This window comes from Paenibacillus radicis (ex Xue et al. 2023) (assembly GCF_024722015.1).
Lineage (GTDB): Bacteria > Bacillota > Bacilli > Paenibacillales > NBRC-103111 > Paenibacillus_S.
Genome location: NZ_JANQBD010000017.1, coordinates 175,844 through 194,379 on the forward strand (window position 1 = coordinate 175,844; position 18,536 = coordinate 194,379).

The window sequence follows — 18,536 nt, forward strand, 5'->3', positions numbered from 1 at the left end:
ACTGGAAAAACTAACTCTAATAGAGGTGAAATGGTGGATATCAGCCAAAATACGTAGAATTAGCATGAGGAATTCCAGCTATAAGACTTGGAATGCTATTTTCGGTGTAACTAACTTGACATTTTCCTGATAATTGCACGGAGTACGCCAGACTGCCATGCAATGCCGTAACCGAACCACGAACCACGAACCCGGCACCCGCGATATGTACGCGCTGGAAAGCGACCTCATCTTATTCATCACTAAGAATACACAAGAATATGCAAAAAAGCCTTCAACTATTAAAGTGGAATTGAGGGCTCTTTTGCAACCATCCATTCAGGATAAAATGGTGGAGGAGTTGTCCTCAAAATGACTTTTGGGACAGCCCCTTATACTGAATATGCAGCAGATCCACAGTCGCTGCCTTATTTATCTGCATCCCGGTTCCACAAATGCCTGAGCTCCTCACTCGTTTGCAGCAATTGTTCAAGCATGCCCTCGGCTTCCACACGTCCGTCCTTCAGCACGATGATATGGTCTGCATGCGTCAGCGCAGCCTTGCGGTGCGAGATCACCAGGCAGGTCGCCTTTCGATGCTCATAAAGGCGCTCCCACAGCTTGCGCTCGGTCTCGACGTCCAGTGCGCTGGACAAGTCATCAAACACGAGCAGCTCCGCATTGCGCACGAACATACGCGCCGCGGCTGTTCGCTGTGCTTGGCCGCCGGACAGCTTCACTCCACGCGGTCCGATGACCGTGTCCATGCCATGTTGCAGCATGGCAATATCGGGCTCCAGCACGGCAGCATATACCGCCGCCTCAAGCTGCGCTTTATCCTCCTTGAGGCCAAGCAGGATGTTATTTTGCAGCGTGTCGCTGTACAGTCGTGGCACCTGTGGAGTATAAGCGCTGTGCGGCGGAATGAAGAACTCTCCTGGCTGCTCAATCCTCTTCCCGTTCCAACGAATATCGCCTTGATCCATAGGCAGCAGCCCCAACAAGGTGCGGACCAGGGTTGTTTTACCCGAACCTATCCTCCCTGTAATAACTGTAAAAGAACCTTCCGGGATGCTTAGGTTTATCCTCTCGATGCCGCGTCCGGTTTCTGGATAACGATAGGACAGCTCCCGTACCTCCAGCAAGCTAAGGCTTCCGCCACGATCCGCAACATCGGATAGTACTTCTAATCCATTGCTCTTCGCCCACGGCTCATTAGCTTTTGCTCTCTGCCTTACAGCAGCTATTGACTGTTGCACCTCAGCTTGAGCACCAGCCGCCCCAACCTCATCCTCAGTCCGGCCAATTAATGGCTCATCTCTGCTCTGCCGCTTCTCGAAGCCTTCGTAAGCATCAGGCAACTTAGCATCCTTTCTTAAATATAACGGATGAGGTTCCGTTAATTTCTTTTCATCCGTCCCTTGCATTAATGAAGCTAATCGTTCTTTAGCTACCGTGCTTTGCTTAAAGTAGGTTAAAAATTTGCCGAAGTTTTGGATGAACTGCGTAACGAACGTTAAATAGTAGACGAATAAGGCAAAATCTCCGACAGTAAAGCTTCCGTCCCGCATAGACTGTGCAGCGAGCAGCAGTATAAAGCCCGTACCAATATTAACTGTATTGGAGAACACGGAGTCTAGTGATTGCGTCAGCAGCTTATCCTTCAGCATCGCTTGACGACGGTTATCGTTCAGCTTCCTGAACCGATCGATTACCCTGTCTTCAGCCCCGGCAACCTGAATGGATTGCACGCTGTTGAACATCTCGCTGATCGCCCCGGTCACCTGGCTAGTAGCCTCCCGGCTTGCGGCACGATACTTTTGCAGCCAAGTAGTTGACGCCTGAGCAATTGTCACAACTACTACAAGCGGCAAAAACACCCACACAGTCATCGTTGCATTAATTCCATATAAGATATAAAAGGAAACCGCAGCGAAGATTGTCATCCCAAAAGAGTCTACAGACCAGCTGACTGTCTCCTCCACCTGATCCACATCATCGCGAAAGTTGCTAATTGCTTCACCGGGCGAGCACGGAATTGCCTTCGCACCCGGTTCCTTAAGAATATGATTCAGCATATTTCTGCGTAACAGCGAACCGATACGGAAACGAAAGTTAACATCCGTAATAAACCCAAATAATATCATTATCACTCGTCCAAGGGCGGACGCAATTAGCAAAGCGATTAATGTCCACTCACTGAACTCATAAGCTGCGTTACCCGACAGCGTATCGAAAAATTGCTTAGTGATCCAACCCGGCACTATCGGAGCGAGGTAAATGAGAGACCATGCGACAGCATTTAGGACATACAAGCCTATACGGTAACGGGTTAATTTCAATAAGAACGCAAAGGTACTCATGCCAGCATCTCCTCCATTCCAACCTGAAGCATATGGCTGTAGCGGGAATGATTATCTGCCGCCAAGCGGGCTCTATCCCCGAATTCAATCATTCGTCCTTGTTCGAGAATGAGGATGTTGTCTGCCCTTTGTATCGTGGCCAACCTATGAGCAATTACAATACAGGTACGATTAACCAACAAGCGGCTGATCGCCTTCTCCATCTTTTGCTCGGTTGCCGGGTCCAAGCGGGAGGACGCTTCATCCAGAATAATCAAACCGGGATCGGATAGAAACACACGGGCAAATGATACAAGCTGCGCTTCCCCTGCGGATAATCCTCCCCCGCCCGATTCCAAGCGGCTATCAAGTCCTGCCGGCATAGAATGAAACCATTCCCCGAGCCCCAGTTCCTCAAGCACACCGATAATTTTCTGATCTTGAATATCTTCTTGAAAGAAGGTCAAATTATCCCGAACCGTCCCTTGGAAAATTTCTATATTTTGCGTAACCAGCCCTACTCGGTTCCTTAATTCCTGCAAAGTCGTATCTCGAATATCGACCCCTTCCAGATGGATCCCCCCCATGCGCGGATCATAAAAGCGCAGCAGCATTCGTGCTAGAGTTGTTTTTCCGCTACCGGTTCTTCCCAGCACGCCAAGCACCTTTCCGCGTTCCAAACGAAAATAAATATCCTGCAATGTGGTCAGTTCGTCTTCATAGCCGAATTCTACATGATTGAACTGTACGGACAGCGGACCGGCAGGAAGCGGTACACCGACTCCATCTCTTATCGCCGATTCCGTCTGCAGCAGCTCCCGTATCCTCACGATACTGGCATCCGCTTTCTGTAAATCCTCCATCTCTGTGCGGATCTTCTCAATCGGTTTAGCCATCAATTCCGTATAATAAAAGATCATGTACACGGTTCCAAGTGTGATTGCTCCTTGCTTCCACAGCACGGCGCTAATGGCAAACGCCACCGCGCTGCCGATCGTAAACACAACCAATGTTGTAATCCACATAGATGCCCAGCCAAGGAACGCTTTAATACGCAGTGGCAGCCATTCGCGGATTAATGAATAGAACCGGTGCATAACGTAGCCTGTTGCTCCGTTCGCCCGCGTATCTTCAGTCCCTTCCAAATGTTCGCCGAGAAAGCCATAGAAGCGCGAGCTCATCGCTCTCATATTCCCCCAATGGGGTACCGCAAATTGACGTATGTATTGGATAGCATAAATGGCAAAAATAACGAACAACGTCATGCTGATGCCAACAAGCCATCCTTCCCGGAACAATAAAACAAGCATTCCTGCAACCAATAGAAGATTGCTTAACAGAGAAACTACAAAGTTGGAGAAAAAGTTAGCCAGATTGTTAATATCGCCATCCACTTTTTCGATTATGGCGCCGGATGTATGCGATTTATGAAAGGTCATATCGAGCTTCATACAGTGAGCCGCCACATCGCCTCTTAGCCTGTTTGTCGCGACCCAACCTATGTTCTCGCCTATGTAGGTTGCAAGTACCGTTAAGCCCTGATGGATCAATGAAACTACAATAAACAGTCCTGCGGCATATAACAGAGGCTCATTGCTGTCCTGTGTTTTTGCTGTATCAATAAAATAACGAATAATTTGCGGGTTAATCAACTGCATGGCGATGCCAGAAACCAGAAGCACCGATAACCAAATGATGCTTTTGCGCTGAGGCCGCAAATAATTAGACAGCAGTCTTGTATATTCATTCAGCGGTATTTTGCGGTTCATGCTCTCACTCCTCCCTTGAAAAAAAGCGTATGGATGTAACTTTAGTGGATGCTGCAAGCCGCGTCAATGGATTTATTGGAATAAACCTATTATAATGAGATATTTTTCTAATATTCCACGTACTCGACTTATTATGACAATTCATGCTAAGCAACTTGATTTTTCAATAGAATTTAATAAGACATTATACCTAAATTTAGTCATTTAACAAAGTTTATAGTGAAATATTAGTAGATTTGATTTACACTATTTACAATACGATATTTACCTTCGCTTCTATGAATAGACATAAAGAACCATTTTTTACCTTTTTTCACTTCCTACTCATCGCACTTCTTTCCTACCACCATTCATAGCACCCTTATAGCTTTATACCATTAACAGTCCTATAGCACCGTTTAAATCAGTAATTAAAGATGAACCTGCTGGAAGGAGATACGGAAGTTGAAATGGCAAAAGTTATGGTTGTCGAGCAATACAAACCGATTCGTTGTTTATTAAGAACCGTTCTGACCTCTGTCGGACATGAGGTAGTAGTTGAGGTCTCTAACGGCCCCGATGTGCTATCGACCTTTCATTCCTTACTCCCGGATATCATCTCCATGGATATGCGTCTTCCTTCTATGGATTGTTTCGAACTGCTTAAACAAATTAAAAGCACAAATCCTAACACTCGTATCGTAGTCTACTCATCTGATATCCATTCCGCGGATGTCGAAATGGCTATTTCCTGTGGTGCCCATGTTGTATTTGATAAACCGTTTGATATCGATGATTACTTAAAACATTTCCAATGATAGTGTTTACATTTTCTATGTAATGCTTATACGACTCCGTGCTATAATAGGATCATTCATTCAAGAATGGGAGTCGAGTTCGTCTATGTGGTTCAAGAAATACCATCCTATGCGTATAACTACTTTGATTGCAGCCACCGTGCTATTATTATTTCTCGAGACGTCAGACTCCGGAATTGCGCCAATCCGTCCTGTAGAGCTTCAAACTACTCCTTTAACGGATTGGAGCAAGGAAGAGCTTTCCCGCAAGCCCAATGTAATTGTGGTACTTAGCGAAGCCTTTTGGGATCCTACTCAAATCGAAGGGCTCAAGTTTAGCCGTGATCCTATCCCTACCTTCCATGCACTTCAAAATAAATATACGAACGGTAAAATGCTATCGCCGCAATTTGGCGGTGGAACCGCTAATGTAGAGCTTGAGGTGCTGACCGGAAATTCCATGCGTTTTTTACCGGAAGACTCCATTGCTTATGAGACCGTTATAAAGCATGATGTTGACTCTCTGGCCAGTATTTTATCCCGTCAAGGGTATACATCAACAGCCATAACCCCATTTCACAACTGGTATTTTGACAGCTTGAATGTATATCGCCGTTTTGGCTTTACCCGTTACATTAGCATGGAATTTTTTAATCCGAATGAATTCGTGGGACCTTATATAGGCGATCATGCCGTAGCTAAACGAATCATTGAAGAAACCGAGCGAAGCCAAGGGCCTGATTTTATTTTTGCAAATACTATGGAAAATCATTACCACTACTGGTCGAACAAATTCAAACGAAATACCATCAATATAAAAGGCAATGTATCCGGCGAGGCCCTCGACATTTTGGAAACCTATGCGCAAGGAGCTAGCGGAGCCGATTCCATGCTTCAGGAGCTGGTTGAGCATTACAGCCAGGTCAAGGAGCCGACGATTATCGTCTTTTTTGGGGATCATCTGCCTTTTTTAGAGAACGATTATTATGTTTACAAGGAAACCAAGTATATTCAAAGTGAGGACGAGCCGGATTTTTTGCAAAAAACACATAATGTACCGCTGCTCATCTGGAATAACTATTTGCCTGAAGGAAAGGACAATTTATATATAAGCCCATCCTTTCTAAGCCCCTATATACTGGAATTGGCGAAGCTAAAAGGCAGCGATTACACCGATTTTCTGTCCAGGCTGTCGAAGCAAATCCCGATTATTCCGCCAAAGCCCTATTATGAAGCCATGCATATACGCGAATCCGATCTAACTGAGTACGAGCAATGGCAAAATAGGATACTAGCAGGAACAAATACCTCGGATTCCGAATATGACGGCTCTGATGAATTAGCTGAATTGAAGAAGCCATTGGCCGAAACCTTTACATTAGGCTATGGAGATCCGATCATTCAGTCCGTCTCGCCAGAGGTGCTTCTACGGCTGCAAACCGGAGAGAAGCTGATTGCTGATCTATTGAAAAAGACGATTACCATTAAAGGCGGCCGTTTCGGTATAGGCAGTGTAGTCTTTGCGAACGGCAAACCGCTGGAAACATCCTGGCAAACCGAGGAAAGCTTATCCGCTGTAATCCCTAAAGAACTGCTAAGGAAGCCGGGTAAGCTTGAGCTTCAGGTTCGAGTTATGGACGAGAAGGAAAATGTCCTTGCACAATCCAGGTCCGTTGAATTGCCCATAAAAGATAAACAGCCCTGAACGGACATATCGGCTTAGCGATATCCAGTCCTTCGGGGCTTTCCTTTTTTATAAGCTTAGCTTGAGTTATCTTTAAGTCGGATCCAAGGGCTGTGGCTGAGACAAGTGACCTTTACGAAAGCCTGCGGGGGTAATTCCCTTGCTTTCCCGGAATATGCGGGCAAATGTGTTATATGAACCATAGCCTGTTTCCATAGCAATTTCAAGCACACTCATTTCAGTGGATATCAAAAGTCCGCAGGCTTGGCGTATTCGCACATCATGGACGAAGGTCACAAAATTTTGGCCTAAAGCTCTTTTGAACAGCTCGCTTAAATAAGGCACACTAAACCCAAACCGTTCGGCCAATCCGCTTAATGTCAAATCATCCCTGTAATGGTTATGAATATATTGAATAACCTGCCAAACACTGCTTCTCGGCTTCTTTCTAACATATGCATGGGCTGCTGCTGCTTCCTGCAGGCCAGGCTGCATACTTCTTCTGAGCCGGTCAAAGCGAACGAGCACCTCGGTCAGCTTGGCTTTGATTAATGAGTTCCTCCATGGCTCCGCACCTGAATACTCCGCACTTAGCTCCTCTAATACCGATTGAAACCTCCGCTGCTCTTCGGAATCCTCAACTTGAACAAATGACGGTAAATTAGCTTCCGCTGAATTCCAATCTATTCCTGGCAGCTGCTCGGCGGGACTGTACAAATGAATGCCAAAATTGCAATTGAAAAGCTGCAGCGGCGAACCAGGATCTGAATGAATTTCATGGAACTGATATGGCATAACAAGAGTGAATGTTCCCGGAAGCATCAAATGCTTGACGCCATTAATAGTTTCAGAACCGCTGCCTTCAATAACATAGGAAAATTCCAAATAATCATGCCTGTGCGACTCAAAGCCATTGACCAGTTGATTGACTTTAATATGAAAAGGCAGCTCCGAATCCATATTAGGGTAATGAGTTAAGTACTTGGGAACGACGGCCATTTTATTTACTCCCCTTGCCAGCTGAAAAAGTGGGATATCCGCCATAAAAAATGGCATGTATTTTATACGCTTACATTTTACTATAAAATCAAATACCGCAACATACCTTAAATCATTTATTTTGGGAGGCCGTCATTACAATGAGCACAACGGATAAAATCAGACTTGGAATCATCGGAGCAGGCAACATCGGAAACGTTCACATGAATATTTTTAAACAGCTGCCCGAGGATACGGTAATCGTCGCAACAACGGATACCTACTTGCCTCTAGCAGAAAAACGTGCAGCTGAGCATGGAATTCCCAAGGTATATCCAACAGCCGATGAATTGATTGCCGATCCGGAAATCGACGCTGTTATCATCGGAGTTCCTAACCAATATCATGCTCCAATCGCTGTAAAAGCTTTGCAAGCAGGCAAGCATGTGCTGTTGGAGAAGCCAATGGCCATAGATGTACCGTCAGCTCGCGACATCGTACGGGCGCAGCGTGAAAGCGGTAAGGTTCTGATGATTCCTCATCAAATGCGATGGGAATGGCTTCCTCTGCAAGTGAAAGAGCAGATTGATAAAGGTGCACTGGGGCATATTTACAATGCCAAGGTAGGCTGGTTCCGCCGCAAAGGTATTCCAGGCTGGGGCACTTGGTTTACTCAACGTGATGAGTCCGGCGGCGGCCCGCTGATTGATATTGGCGTACATATGCTCGATCTCGGCTTCTTTTTCCTTGGCGACCGCAAGCCTGTGTCCGTATACGGCTCCACCTATGCCGAATTCGGCCCCAAAAAACGCGGCATCGGCACATGGGGCACACCGAATTGGAATGGTCGATTCGATGTTGAAGACTTAGCTACAGCGTTAATCAAAATGGATGATGGCAGCACGCTCTCCTTGGAAGTTAGCTGGGCCGTTCATATGGATACGGATAGCCAGCATTTCATCCATTTGATGGGCTCGGAGGGGGGAGCTTCGATCCGCGGTAATGAAGGCAAGCTGCTTACCGAGACATTCGAGCGTGCAACGGAGGTGTCGCTGACTAAGCCTTCTAATGATGAAGGAGGACGGATACGTGTAAGCCGCCACTTCATTGAATGTATCCGCGAAGGCAAACAGCCTACTACATCGGCATTAGCCGGCTTCACTAACAATTTGATCCTCGATGCCATTTACGAGTCCTCCCGTACGGGACATGAAGTTATTTTGGATTGGACTATTTAATATATTTTTCAACAACTTCTATAAGGAGGCTTGAACCAACCATGTTAAAAGGTCTTACAAGAGCTGGGCTCGGAAGCAATGTGGGCAATATCGAACAATTCATTGAAGCTGCGGCTGCGCACGGCTTTGTTGCTGTTGCGGCAAGCGGCCAGGAGCTGGAAGAATGGATTGCAGCTAAAGGAATAGAAGCTGTCCGCGGCTTTCTGCAAGAGCACGGCGTACAAATCGGCACTATCGGATTATCCGTACAGTGGCGCGAGACAGAGGAAGAATTCGTTCGCGGCCTTGCACGGCTTGCCAAAGACGCTGAGGCGGCGGCGGCTGTAGGATGCACAGCCTGCGTCACTTATGTGCTTCCTTCTACTGATCAGGATGCCGCACATTTTACCGTATTGGCTACTCGCCGTTTGCGTACTTGCGCACAAATATTGGCACCATACGGAATTCAATTTGGCCTTGAATTTGTAGGGCCACATCATCTTCGAACCCGATGGAAAAATCCGTTCATCTGGGGACTGCAGGAAACGCTGGATTGGATAGACGCCATCGGTGAAAGCAATGTTGGACTGCTGTTCGACAGCTATCATTGGTACACTAATGAGCTAGGTGTTGAAGATATACTTCGTCTAAAAGCAAGCCAGATCACTCTTGTGCACATCAACGATGCCCCAGACGTACCGGTAGCGGACGTTCTGGATAACAATCGCCTGTTTCCTGGAGAAGGAGTGATCGATCTGGCAGGCTTCCTTCGTGCGCTGAAGCAAATTGGCTATACCAGAGTTGTAGCACAAGAAATTCTTACGCCTAAGCCGCTTGAGCAACCAACAGAGGAGCTGCTGCAGCGTTCACGTGATGCATTCCGCAACGTATACGCTGCCGCTGGATTAGAGTAAGTAAGCAAAAACGACCATTTCTCGCAAAAGAGATGGTCGTTTTTATTCTTACCTTGCCCTTATTCCACTGCACCGACTGCCTGAAGCCATGCTTTGGCGATCAGAGCATGCCCTGCTGGAGATGGATGTACGCCATCTGGCGCCCAGAACGAGGCTGCAGCACGCGCCGATGCTTGAGCGAATAAGCCGTCCAAGCAAACCAGCCGGGCTCCGAATTCTCTGGCAAGCTCACGAACTACTGTAATTTTCGGATCCAGGTCCTCTCTCCACTGCTTGCGGTCCTCAGGAACCGGGAGAACAAACGGCTCGATAATTACCAGCTTGGCTTCAAGCTTGGCTGATTGTTTAAGAATGTCACGGTATACCTCTTCAAACTGCTCCGTAGAGGTCGGATCGTTTCGGTCATATCTTCTCCAAGTGTCGTTAATCCCTATATAAATGGAAACAACATTAGGCTTCAAATCAAGGCAATCCTCCTGCCAGCGTTTCTGCAAATCCTTCACCCGATTGCCGCTGATACCGCGGTTAACGAACTGTACCTGCTTCTCCGGATATAAGGCAGAGAATTGTGCCGCAGCCATCAGAGCATACCCCTTGCCTAGGTCATCCCCCTTGTCACGATTACGTCCTGCATCAGTAATGCTGTCTCCTTGAAATAATACTACGTCGCCTTCCTTAATCCAAGATTGCATACTAGTTACCCTCCCAAATATGTATAAGCTGCTCACATCCTTTTCCAGTTTAGCATAACAAGGAAAACCAGACAGCGGTTTTTCAGTAAAATTTATTAGCGATTTTATCAAGCTTAAGACTGCTGAATCGGTTGTACAATCACACCGCTGCTTTTTGAAATCCGGATGGCCATTAAAGCAGCAAATAAACATACAAAACCAGCGGCGATAAAAGGAAACGTATAGTTCCCCATCAGCTCTCTCAACAGACCTGCTCCATAAGCTGCGGTTGAAGCTCCGATCTGGTGGGCTACAACGATCCAACCGAAGATCATGCCGGCTTTTTCCTTACCGAACTCTTTCATCGCGAGCTTGACTGTAGGCGGTACTGTAGCAATCCAATCAAGACCGTAAAATACAGCGAACATCAAGAGCGCCATTGGACTGGAATCGAGAGCATACGGCAAGAAAAGCAAGGAAAGACCACGAAGCCCATAATACCAGAAAAGCAGCCAGCGACTGTCAAACCGATCCGATAACCATCCTGAAAGCGTAGTTCCAAATAGATCGAACAAGCCCATCAAAGCCAGTAATCCGGCTGCCATTACTTCGGGAATACCATAATCTCCACAGGCGGGAATAAGATGAGTGCCTATTAAACCATTCGTCGAGAACCCGCAGAAAAAAAAGGTACCAGCCAGCAGCCAGAAGGTTTTGTTCTTTAATGCTGAACCAAGCGCAAGAAGCGGTGTGAGAAACAAATTTCCTTTGAATTTATCAGGTTTGACAAGCTCCTTCGTCCCGTAAGGGGCAACACCAACATCATAAGGATGGTTTCTCATCCATACAGCCACGATAACGATCAGCAGAACCAGGATCGCAACAGCTGAATACACCGAGGTTCTCCAGCCGGCTTCTACTGTAATTTGGGCAAGCAATGGAAGAAACAGCAGCTGTCCTGTGGCAGCACTGGCTGTAAGCAAACCAATAACAAGCCCTTTCCTCTCAACAAACCAGTGATTGGTAACCGTTACGCCCAGTACGTTTGCCATCATTCCTGTTGCAAGTCCCGATACGACACCCCATAGTATTTCAAACTGCCATAAGGAGCTCATTAAAGGTGTGATTGAAAGGCTTAAGGCCAATACCGCCAATGAGGTGACCATCATCCTTCGTATACCGAATCTCTCCAGCAGTGCAGCGGAAAAAGGGCCCATTAACCCGTATAAAAATATTCCTGTCGAGATGACGGCCGATATGGACCCGCGATTCCAGCCATACTCTTTTTCAAAGGGCAGCATCAATATACTTGGCATAGAGCGAATTCCAGCGGATACTAGCAAGGTTACAAAAGCGATGAGCACAACCACCCATCCGTAATAAATTCGCGAAGATTTCATGCTGACTTGCATCTGGTGTTCACTCCATTTCTATTTCTTATTTTAGTTGTACATGCAAATGATGTTGAAAAAAAACTTACTTTCGCTCCAACTGCTCGCTTGTCGACTCCATATTCATAGACAGCTGTTCAGAAGCTTCCAAACCTAAAATAGCATTATATCTGCGATGCAAGCTTTTGGATGCGTTACGAATCGTCTCTTCCAGCTCTTGCCCTTTGGGAGTTGGATATACAAGTACAGTTTTCCCCTGAACCTTCCGTTCTACCAATTGCTTGCCTTCCAATTTATCAATAAATCGCGTCAGCGTTGAAGCTGCAATGTACAATTTCTCCGATAATTCCTTTTGTGTAATTCCGGGCGTTCCGTTCACAAGCCGAATAATGTAACCATACATAGGGGTTAATCCGGTTGCTGCAAATTCTTCTTCCGCCATCTTAGTAATGGCACGACTTAAGCGGTTTGCAGTAAAAAACAAACAATTGTGCAGGAAGCTGTCATCCACAGTAAAACCTCATTCCATTTTTAATTTATATTTTGTATGTACAACTAATATAGGTTGGAATTTGTTAGCTGTCAATAGAAAATCTGTTATATGCGTTAAAGAAACACGACCAGCCCTGCATTTTAAATCGAAATGAGTCGCGTTATGCAGTTTAGACATGATACACTAAAGAACAAATAACTATGAACTGCAAGGGGAATAAAATAATGAAGCTGGTATCATGGAATGTAAATGGTTTAAGAGCATGTGTCAACAAAGGGTTCAACGATTACTTCAAAGAAACAGGAGCGGATATATTCTGTATTCAGGAGACGAAGCTGCAGGAAGGACAAATTAGTCTCGAGCTGGACGAAGAATATAACCAATATTGGAACCACGCTCTTAAAAAGGGCTATTCCGGTACAGCTGTCTTTACTAAGATCAAGCCGCTTTCAGTGCGTTACGGCTTGGAGGAGGACCATGAGGAGGAAGGGCGAGTCATCACTTTAGAGTTTGATACCTTTTATTTGGTAAATGTTTATACCCCTAACGCCAGACGTGATTTGTCCAGACTTGATTTCAGATTAGAATGGGAGGACCGGTTTAGAAGCTACCTCCTTGACCTGGATACTCGTAAACCGGTAATTATTTGCGGTGATTTGAATGTTGCCCACCAAGAGATTGACCTTAAGAATCCCAAGTCCAACCGCAATAACTCAGGCTTTACCTTAGAAGAACGCGATAAGATGACACAACTGCTGGACGCAGGTTTTATCGATAGTTTCAGACATTTCTCACCGGATACGACAGATGCTTATACATGGTGGTCTTATATGCCTAAAGTGAGAGAGCGTAACGTCGGTTGGCGGATTGATTATTTCCTTGTGTCCGCCCGATTGGCTTCTTCATTAATCGATGCCGGGATTGACTGTGAAGTTATGGGCAGTGACCATTGCCCGGTTGTTTTGAATATCACTGAGTAAAATCGTTATTTAACACAGGCTGCCTCGGTTTTATACATAGACTTCTCTACAACCTCTCGGTACAATGGGCTTGAGCGACTCCCGAAATAGACAAGGGGATGCTGCGAATTCCATTAAAGGAGCGAAGCATTATGAGCACTGTCATCTGGACTCCAGCTTTTTTCGAGCATATTCGAACAAAATGTATGAAATACCATTGGGCTGCCGATGCACTCCAGCGATTTCGGGAGCCGAATGCGGAATTTGTAAAAAATGCGCCAGCAGACATCCCTCTCGTGGGAGGCGGCTGGAGCCATAATTACAGCTGCCCTCATGATGGCGCAAGGCTTGTACTTCAGGACAGGCAGCATCATCAATGCCCTGCTTGCGAGACGGTTTGGAGCGGCTCTCCCTGGGATGAAGTAGCCATTGCCAACGAGCACTGGCGCAATAGTATCCGCTGCCGTGATGCTGCGGTTTTATACGGAATCGAGGGTGATCTTGTTTGGGCCGATACCGCCCGCCATATTTTGCTTTATTATGCGCTTCATTATGAGCAGTACCCGCTTCATGATAAGCTTGGGGGCGCGGATCTATCGTCCGGGAAAGTGCAATGCCAGACTTTATCCGAGGCCAGCTGGCTGGCTCCGCTCGCTCAGGCCTTTGCTATCCTCAAGCACAATGGCGGACTCACTGCCGAAGAGCAAGATGAGATTGAATCCAGACTGCTCCGCCCTGCTCTTGATGTAATTGGAAATAACCCTAAAGAAAAATCCAACTGGCAGACTTATCATAACGCTGCCAAGGCGCTAGTTGCAGCTGCCTTAGGTGATAACGATCTCATGGCGGAAGTCGTAGACGACCCCGAAAATGGCTTCCTGTTTCAAATGGAGCATAGCCTTGCCGATGACGGCTTCTGGTACGAGGGATCATGGGGTTACCATTTCTATACCTTGGAAGCGCAAGTGATGATAGCTATCGCCGGTCTTTCTTTTGAAATGAAGCTATATGAACATCCCCGGTTTCAAAGGATGTTTCAGGTTCCGCTTGATTGTATGTTCCCGGACGGGACTTTGCCGGCTGTTCATGATTCAGGAGAGGTTCAGCTGAAGCGTTATTCTCATTTGTACGAATTCTCCCTCGCTCATTTTGGCATGGGAGAACGTATGGTTTCAGAAAGTCAGCGGAACACCTTATACAGCCTGCTTTTCGGAGAAGCACTTGAACAAGAATCGAAGAAACCGACTCAGCAAACGCTCGAATTTGTCGACTTGAAACGATCCGGTATGATCTTCTCAAACTGGGAGTCACCTTCCCAAGAGCAGAGCCAAATGGCAATGATGGACTATGGGGAGCATGGCGGAGAACACGGCCATCAGGACAAGCTCAATATCCTCTTCTATGCCCAAGGACATCCATGGCTGACTGATGCAGGCACGATGCCTTACGGCAATCCGATGCATTTTGGTTATTTCAAGCATACAGTTGCGCACAATACGGTTGCCATTGGGGCCAAATCTCAAGCAAGTGCAGAAGGCATTTTGCAGAAAACCATTATTGAAGGAACCGCTTTTATGGAAACGATTGCTGAAGTGCAAGGAACCTATCCCGGTGTATTCATGCAGCGTAAAATTGTAATGGCCGACTCTCTGCTGTTCGATGTGTTCCATGTCCGATGTGATCAGGCGAGAGATATAGATTGGATTATACATACACAAGGAATACCGCTCACGGGTCAGAATGGTATACGCATAACCAGCGAATTACAAAGTGAAAGCCTGGGTTCAACGGAAGGTTACAACTACTTAAAGGGCATTCAGCTTCTGGATTTATCCGGTTCACAGAATGTGATGGAATGGCAATGGGACCGTGAATCGCAATCAGCCGATAGGCTTGCCCTGTATCTGCTCGATGCTGTTGAAGACGAACAAATTTACCTGGCAGAGTCTCCGGCTTTGTCGAATGTGAAACGAAGAAGTACATTCATTCGCCGCCGCAAGCAGGTAACTGAAACGACGTTTGTCGGTATACTCCATACATTCCGTGAAGGTGAACCGGCCCTTCGCCTGGAGAAACAAGACCTCGATTGGTCTTTGCAGCTCGGGCAAGGAAACGCACTCCGTCTATCGACGGGTTTGTGAAGAAATAAAGCTTACATAAGAAAAATTGTATATATGTACGTGTGGGGAATGGAAAAGGGAGAACGCTGTGGGTTAGCGCAGGAGAATAGCGGAAGTGCTTATTCATTTATCACATGAAAAACTCAAAGAAACAGAGAGATAGCGGAGTGGCTAATTCCGTTATCTCTCTATTTGTGTGCATACTGATCCTATTCACTCCAGATAACGGAATTCCTGCTTCCACAATCACCTTAAATTGAAGAAAGCCGATGGAATAACGGAACTCTCAGCTCCGTTTAGCTCTGTTCAAATCCTTCAGGGCTCACGCAGCTTCTAAGCTTCCGTATAGATGATTCTGTTATTCTTTATCAGCCAGAAGCTTACGGATGCTGATCAATTGTACACATAGACATAAAATTTCAATCGCTGTTGTTAGCTCGGATAAAGTCGGGAACGTAGGAGCTATCCGAATATTCCGGTCCCGCGGATCTTTACCGTAAGGGAATGTAGCTCCAGCCTTGGTTAAGGTGACCCCAGCTTCAGACGCCATGGAAACTACCGCTCTGGCACAGCCATCCAATGTGTTTAGACTAATGAAATACCCTCCGTTCGGTTTATTCCATTCGGCGATTCCCCCTCCGGACAAGGCAGTTTCGAGGATGCTCAATACCGTATCAAATTTGGGTTTTATGATGGCTGCATGCTTTTCCATATGGGCTTTAATATGATCGGTATCCTTAAAGAAGCGAGTATGTCGAAGCTGGTTGATCTTATCCGGACCGATAGTCTGAACGGCAAGCTGCTTGCGGATATAATTCAGGTTGCTTTCGCTGCCTGCCATTACAGCAATTCCGGAGCCAGAGAAGCTAATCTTTGACGTCGAGCTGAACATGAGCACTCGATCCGGGTTCCCAGCCTCTTTGCAGGCAGCTAACATAGGTTTCAAGCGGTCAGGATTGTCTGTTAAATGATGAACCGTATAGGCATCATCCCAAAATATGGTGAAATCCTCCGCACTAGTTTCCATAGACGCCAGCCGATCCACAACCTCATCGGAATAGGTGATCCCATCAGGATTACTGTACTTGGGCACGCACCATATTCCCTTAATTGCGGCATCTTCCCTCACAAGCTTCTCAACCTGGTTCATATCCGGTCCATCCGGCAGCATATCTACCGTTATCATTTCAATACCGAACAGCTCGCAAATAGCGAAGTGACGGTCGTAACCCGGGCTCGGGCACAGAAATTTAACCGCAGGCAGCTTGCTCCATGGAGTCTTACTGCTATACAGGCCGTGAATCATTGCTCTGGATAACGTATCATGCATCATTGCCAAGCTTGAATTTCCACCAATGATGATTTCATTTACGCTAACCTTAAGCACCTTCGCGAACAGTTCCTTTGCCTCGGCAATTCCATCTAGCCCACCGTAGTTGCGGCTATCCGATCCGTCTCTAGTCTTCAAGCTGTCGCTGGAGCTTATGACATCAAGCATCCCCACAGAAAGCTCTAGCTGTTCCGTACAAGGCTTGCCTCTGGACATATCCAAGCTCAGCTTCCGGCTCTTATACGCATCGAATTTACTCTGCAATTCCAAATATAGATCATTTAATTCAGCTGTGCTTAAAGCACTGTAATTAATGGCACCCACCCGGTTGGCCTCCCTCAGCTCATAAAAAATATTTATTAACAGTACAATAACATTTATCAGCAAAAATATCATCAACAAATATATGCTTCGGGACTGGATTTTTATTTCTTAAGTGCAGCTATCAATTGCCTTTCTTTACAGCCAGCTACTTCCCATCATGTATGAATCAAGCATTAGTAGTAGTAATTGTTCCGCTATGGCAAGCAATGCACAACAAACAAAAGAGACAGCGGAAGACCTAGTTCCGTTATCTCTTTTGTTTGTTGCACCGCGCGCAGCTCCCAGCGCGTGGTGTGACGTTGCATGACGGCGGTTAATATCAGCCGCCAATTAAGGTCCATCCCGGATCTTAATTTACCCAAATGCTGTCCATTGACAGCTCCAGCTCCCTGCACATCTCGCGAAGTTCCTTAACTACATTCTCCTTAAGAGGAATGCCATTGGCACTTCTCTCCTGGTAAATTGTATTCTCCTTCTCGCCCGGATATTTCATCCTGTCAGCCCCCTCTACAGTAGGGGCTTCATGTATCTTCCCGATCATCTCATCCATGAGCTGTGCAAACCCGCCTCCGGTAGGGAAAGCATCGATCCGTAAAGCGCAGAAAGCGTGGCTTTCCTGCCCTTTTTTACGGAACATACTGCCTCCGTCTCCTGATAAGAGTCCCGTTAATATATCCGCAACGAGGAGCAGCCCAAAGCCTTTATGTACACCATGTGAAGCTGAGCTGCCTAACGGAAGAATGGCTCCTTTCTCGGCAAAATAAACGTTAGGATCTGTAATAGGCCGTCCCTCGGAATCTACAGCCCAGCCTTCCGGCATGCTTTTACCTTCCCATTGGAGCATATGCAGCTTGTTCGCTATCGCCATGGTCGGCGCCATATCAAGAACAAAGGGTCCTTGCTTATCCCCAGGGGCTCCGAATGCCATTACATTGTTGCCAATCATCCGTTCCTTACCACCAGGACCGGCCACCGTTGAGCCTCCTGTTGAGAACATCAGGCCAATCATATTCTCCCTTGCAGCCATCAGCATATAATAAGCTCCAGCACCGCAATGATTACTGTTATATACAGTCGTCCATCCAGTGCCAAATTCCTTCGCCATTCTTATCGTTTCGCTCATCGCCTTATGGCTGATGACAAATCCAAGACCGTTATCCCCGTCTACGGATGCTGTTGTAGGGCTGCCGGACGATATTTTAATGTCCGGCTTGCTTTGAATGCGACCGGTTTGTATCCCTTTAATATAGTAACCATATAAGTTGATCACGCCGTGTGAATCAATTCCGCGCAGATCAGCATCGACTAATATAGTTGCAGTCAAGTCGGCCTCCGTTTGGGAAACTCCCGCTTTTTGAAGCGCCAACGAAACCAGCTGCTCCAGCTTCTGAGGATTGGCTTTTTGCTGTGCATTATTCATCATACATTATCTCCCTGTCCAGCGATTTGGTTGGTTCATACATCCATGTTCTCCAGCTTCAACTAGCTCGAGAATCGGTAATGTAACCGCTTTATCAGTATACTACTCTCATCCGTCAATTTCATCCATTCTTGCTGTAATTGCTATACGTCCGCTGCAGTTCGTTTCT

General features: G+C 46.5%; 14 protein-coding genes. 6 read left to right on the forward strand and 8 right to left on the reverse strand.

The window, feature by feature from the left end:
* Positions 1 to 407: 407 nt before the first annotated feature.
* Positions 408 to 2,342 (reverse strand): ABC transporter ATP-binding protein, encoded by a 1,935-nt coding sequence (locus NV381_RS22925; RefSeq protein ID WP_258215614.1) that lies wholly within the window; start codon positions 2,340 to 2,342, stop codon positions 408 to 410.
* Positions 2,339 to 4,090, reverse strand: a complete 1,752-nt coding sequence (locus tag NV381_RS22930; RefSeq protein WP_258215615.1) for an ABC transporter ATP-binding protein — start codon at positions 4,088 to 4,090, stop codon at positions 2,339 to 2,341. The genes NV381_RS22925 and NV381_RS22930 overlap by 4 nt, the downstream gene beginning before the upstream one ends.
* A gap of 449 nt (positions 4,091 to 4,539) precedes the next feature.
* On the opposite strand from NV381_RS22930, the gene NV381_RS22935 reads away from it, so the two are divergent.
* Both NV381_RS22935 and NV381_RS22940 read left to right on the forward strand, forming a co-directional pair.
* Positions 4,540 to 4,887, forward strand: a complete 348-nt coding sequence (locus NV381_RS22935) for a response regulator (RefSeq protein ID WP_258215616.1) — start codon at positions 4,540 to 4,542, stop codon at positions 4,885 to 4,887.
* An 85-nt stretch (positions 4,888 to 4,972) separates the two neighbouring features.
* A complete protein-coding gene (locus NV381_RS22940) occupies positions 4,973 to 6,571 on the forward strand; it encodes an LTA synthase family protein (RefSeq protein WP_258215617.1) in 1,599 nt (532 codons plus the stop codon).
* Positions 6,572 to 6,643: 72 nt separating this feature from the next.
* Here the strand turns inward: NV381_RS22940 and NV381_RS22945 are convergent, their stop codons facing one another.
* The gene (locus NV381_RS22945) at positions 6,644 to 7,549 is read right to left on the reverse strand and encodes an AraC family transcriptional regulator (protein WP_258215618.1); all 906 of its coding nucleotides are present in this window, start codon (positions 7,547 to 7,549) and stop codon (positions 6,644 to 6,646) included.
* A gap of 140 nt (positions 7,550 to 7,689) precedes the next feature.
* Here NV381_RS22945 and NV381_RS22950 point away from each other — a divergent pair, with 140 nt between their 5' ends.
* Positions 7,690 to 8,766 (forward strand): Gfo/Idh/MocA family protein, encoded by a 1,077-nt coding sequence (locus NV381_RS22950; RefSeq protein WP_258215619.1) that lies wholly within the window; start codon positions 7,690 to 7,692, stop codon positions 8,764 to 8,766.
* Positions 8,767 to 8,807: 41 nt separating this feature from the next.
* Positions 8,808 to 9,659, forward strand: a complete 852-nt coding sequence (locus tag NV381_RS22955) for a sugar phosphate isomerase/epimerase family protein (protein WP_258215620.1) — start codon at positions 8,808 to 8,810, stop codon at positions 9,657 to 9,659.
* Positions 9,660 to 9,718: 59 nt separating this feature from the next.
* On the opposite strand, the gene NV381_RS22960 is transcribed toward NV381_RS22955, so the two are convergent.
* From NV381_RS22960 to NV381_RS22970, 3 genes are all read right to left on the reverse strand, one after another.
* Positions 9,719 to 10,351: an SGNH/GDSL hydrolase family protein gene (locus tag NV381_RS22960; protein ID WP_258215621.1), complete on the reverse strand. Its 633-nt coding sequence runs from the start codon at positions 10,349 to 10,351 to the stop codon at positions 9,719 to 9,721.
* 113 nt (positions 10,352 to 10,464) lie between these two features.
* Positions 10,465 to 11,742 (reverse strand): MFS transporter, encoded by a 1,278-nt coding sequence (locus NV381_RS22965; protein ID WP_258215622.1) that lies wholly within the window; start codon positions 11,740 to 11,742, stop codon positions 10,465 to 10,467.
* A gap of 64 nt (positions 11,743 to 11,806) precedes the next feature.
* Positions 11,807 to 12,232: a MarR family winged helix-turn-helix transcriptional regulator gene (locus tag NV381_RS22970; RefSeq protein WP_258215623.1), complete on the reverse strand. Its 426-nt coding sequence runs from the start codon at positions 12,230 to 12,232 to the stop codon at positions 11,807 to 11,809.
* Between the two features lie 206 nt (positions 12,233 to 12,438).
* Here NV381_RS22970 and NV381_RS22975 point away from each other — a divergent pair, with 206 nt between their 5' ends.
* Together NV381_RS22975 and NV381_RS22980 are read left to right on the forward strand one after the other, a co-directional pair.
* The gene (locus NV381_RS22975) at positions 12,439 to 13,194 is read left to right on the forward strand and encodes an exodeoxyribonuclease III (protein WP_258215624.1); all 756 of its coding nucleotides are present in this window, start codon (positions 12,439 to 12,441) and stop codon (positions 13,192 to 13,194) included.
* Between the two features lie 131 nt (positions 13,195 to 13,325).
* The gene (locus tag NV381_RS22980) at positions 13,326 to 15,314 is read left to right on the forward strand and encodes a heparinase II/III domain-containing protein (protein WP_258215625.1); all 1,989 of its coding nucleotides are present in this window, start codon (positions 13,326 to 13,328) and stop codon (positions 15,312 to 15,314) included.
* A 337-nt stretch (positions 15,315 to 15,651) separates the two neighbouring features.
* Here the strand turns inward: NV381_RS22980 and NV381_RS22985 are convergent, their stop codons facing one another.
* Both NV381_RS22985 and NV381_RS22990 read right to left on the reverse strand, forming a co-directional pair.
* Positions 15,652 to 16,947, reverse strand: a complete 1,296-nt coding sequence (locus NV381_RS22985) for an aminotransferase class I/II-fold pyridoxal phosphate-dependent enzyme (protein WP_419182291.1) — start codon at positions 16,945 to 16,947, stop codon at positions 15,652 to 15,654.
* A gap of 349 nt (positions 16,948 to 17,296) precedes the next feature.
* On the reverse strand, positions 17,297 to 18,370 hold the full coding sequence (locus NV381_RS22990; RefSeq protein ID WP_258215626.1) for an Ldh family oxidoreductase: 1,074 nt from the start codon (positions 18,368 to 18,370) through the stop codon (positions 17,297 to 17,299).
* Positions 18,371 to 18,536: the final 166 nt, after the last annotated feature.

Excerpts from the sequence above, each read along its gene's own strand:
- NV381_RS22925 (WP_258215614.1), bottom strand. The coding sequence starts at position 2,342 with ATGAGTACCTTTGCGTTCTTATTGAAATTAACCCGTTACCGTATAGGC.
- NV381_RS22930 (WP_258215615.1), bottom strand. The coding sequence starts at position 4,090 with ATGAACCGCAAAATACCGCTGAATGAATATACAAGACTGCTGTCTAAT.
- NV381_RS22935 (WP_258215616.1), top strand. The coding sequence starts at position 4,540 with ATGGCAAAAGTTATGGTTGTCGAGCAATACAAACCGATTCGTTGTTTA.
- NV381_RS22940 (WP_258215617.1), top strand. The coding sequence starts at position 4,973 with ATGTGGTTCAAGAAATACCATCCTATGCGTATAACTACTTTGATTGCA.
- NV381_RS22945 (WP_258215618.1), bottom strand. The coding sequence starts at position 7,549 with ATGGCCGTCGTTCCCAAGTACTTAACTCATTACCCTAATATGGATTCG.
- NV381_RS22950 (WP_258215619.1), top strand. The coding sequence starts at position 7,690 with ATGAGCACAACGGATAAAATCAGACTTGGAATCATCGGAGCAGGCAAC.
- NV381_RS22955 (WP_258215620.1), top strand. The coding sequence starts at position 8,808 with ATGTTAAAAGGTCTTACAAGAGCTGGGCTCGGAAGCAATGTGGGCAAT.
- NV381_RS22960 (WP_258215621.1), bottom strand. The coding sequence starts at position 10,351 with ATGCAATCTTGGATTAAGGAAGGCGACGTAGTATTATTTCAAGGAGAC.
- NV381_RS22965 (WP_258215622.1), bottom strand. The coding sequence starts at position 11,742 with ATGCAAGTCAGCATGAAATCTTCGCGAATTTATTACGGATGGGTGGTT.
- NV381_RS22975 (WP_258215624.1), top strand. The coding sequence starts at position 12,439 with ATGAAGCTGGTATCATGGAATGTAAATGGTTTAAGAGCATGTGTCAAC.
- NV381_RS22980 (WP_258215625.1), top strand. The coding sequence starts at position 13,326 with ATGAGCACTGTCATCTGGACTCCAGCTTTTTTCGAGCATATTCGAACA.
- NV381_RS22990 (WP_258215626.1), bottom strand. The coding sequence starts at position 18,370 with ATGATGAATAATGCACAGCAAAAAGCCAATCCTCAGAAGCTGGAGCAG.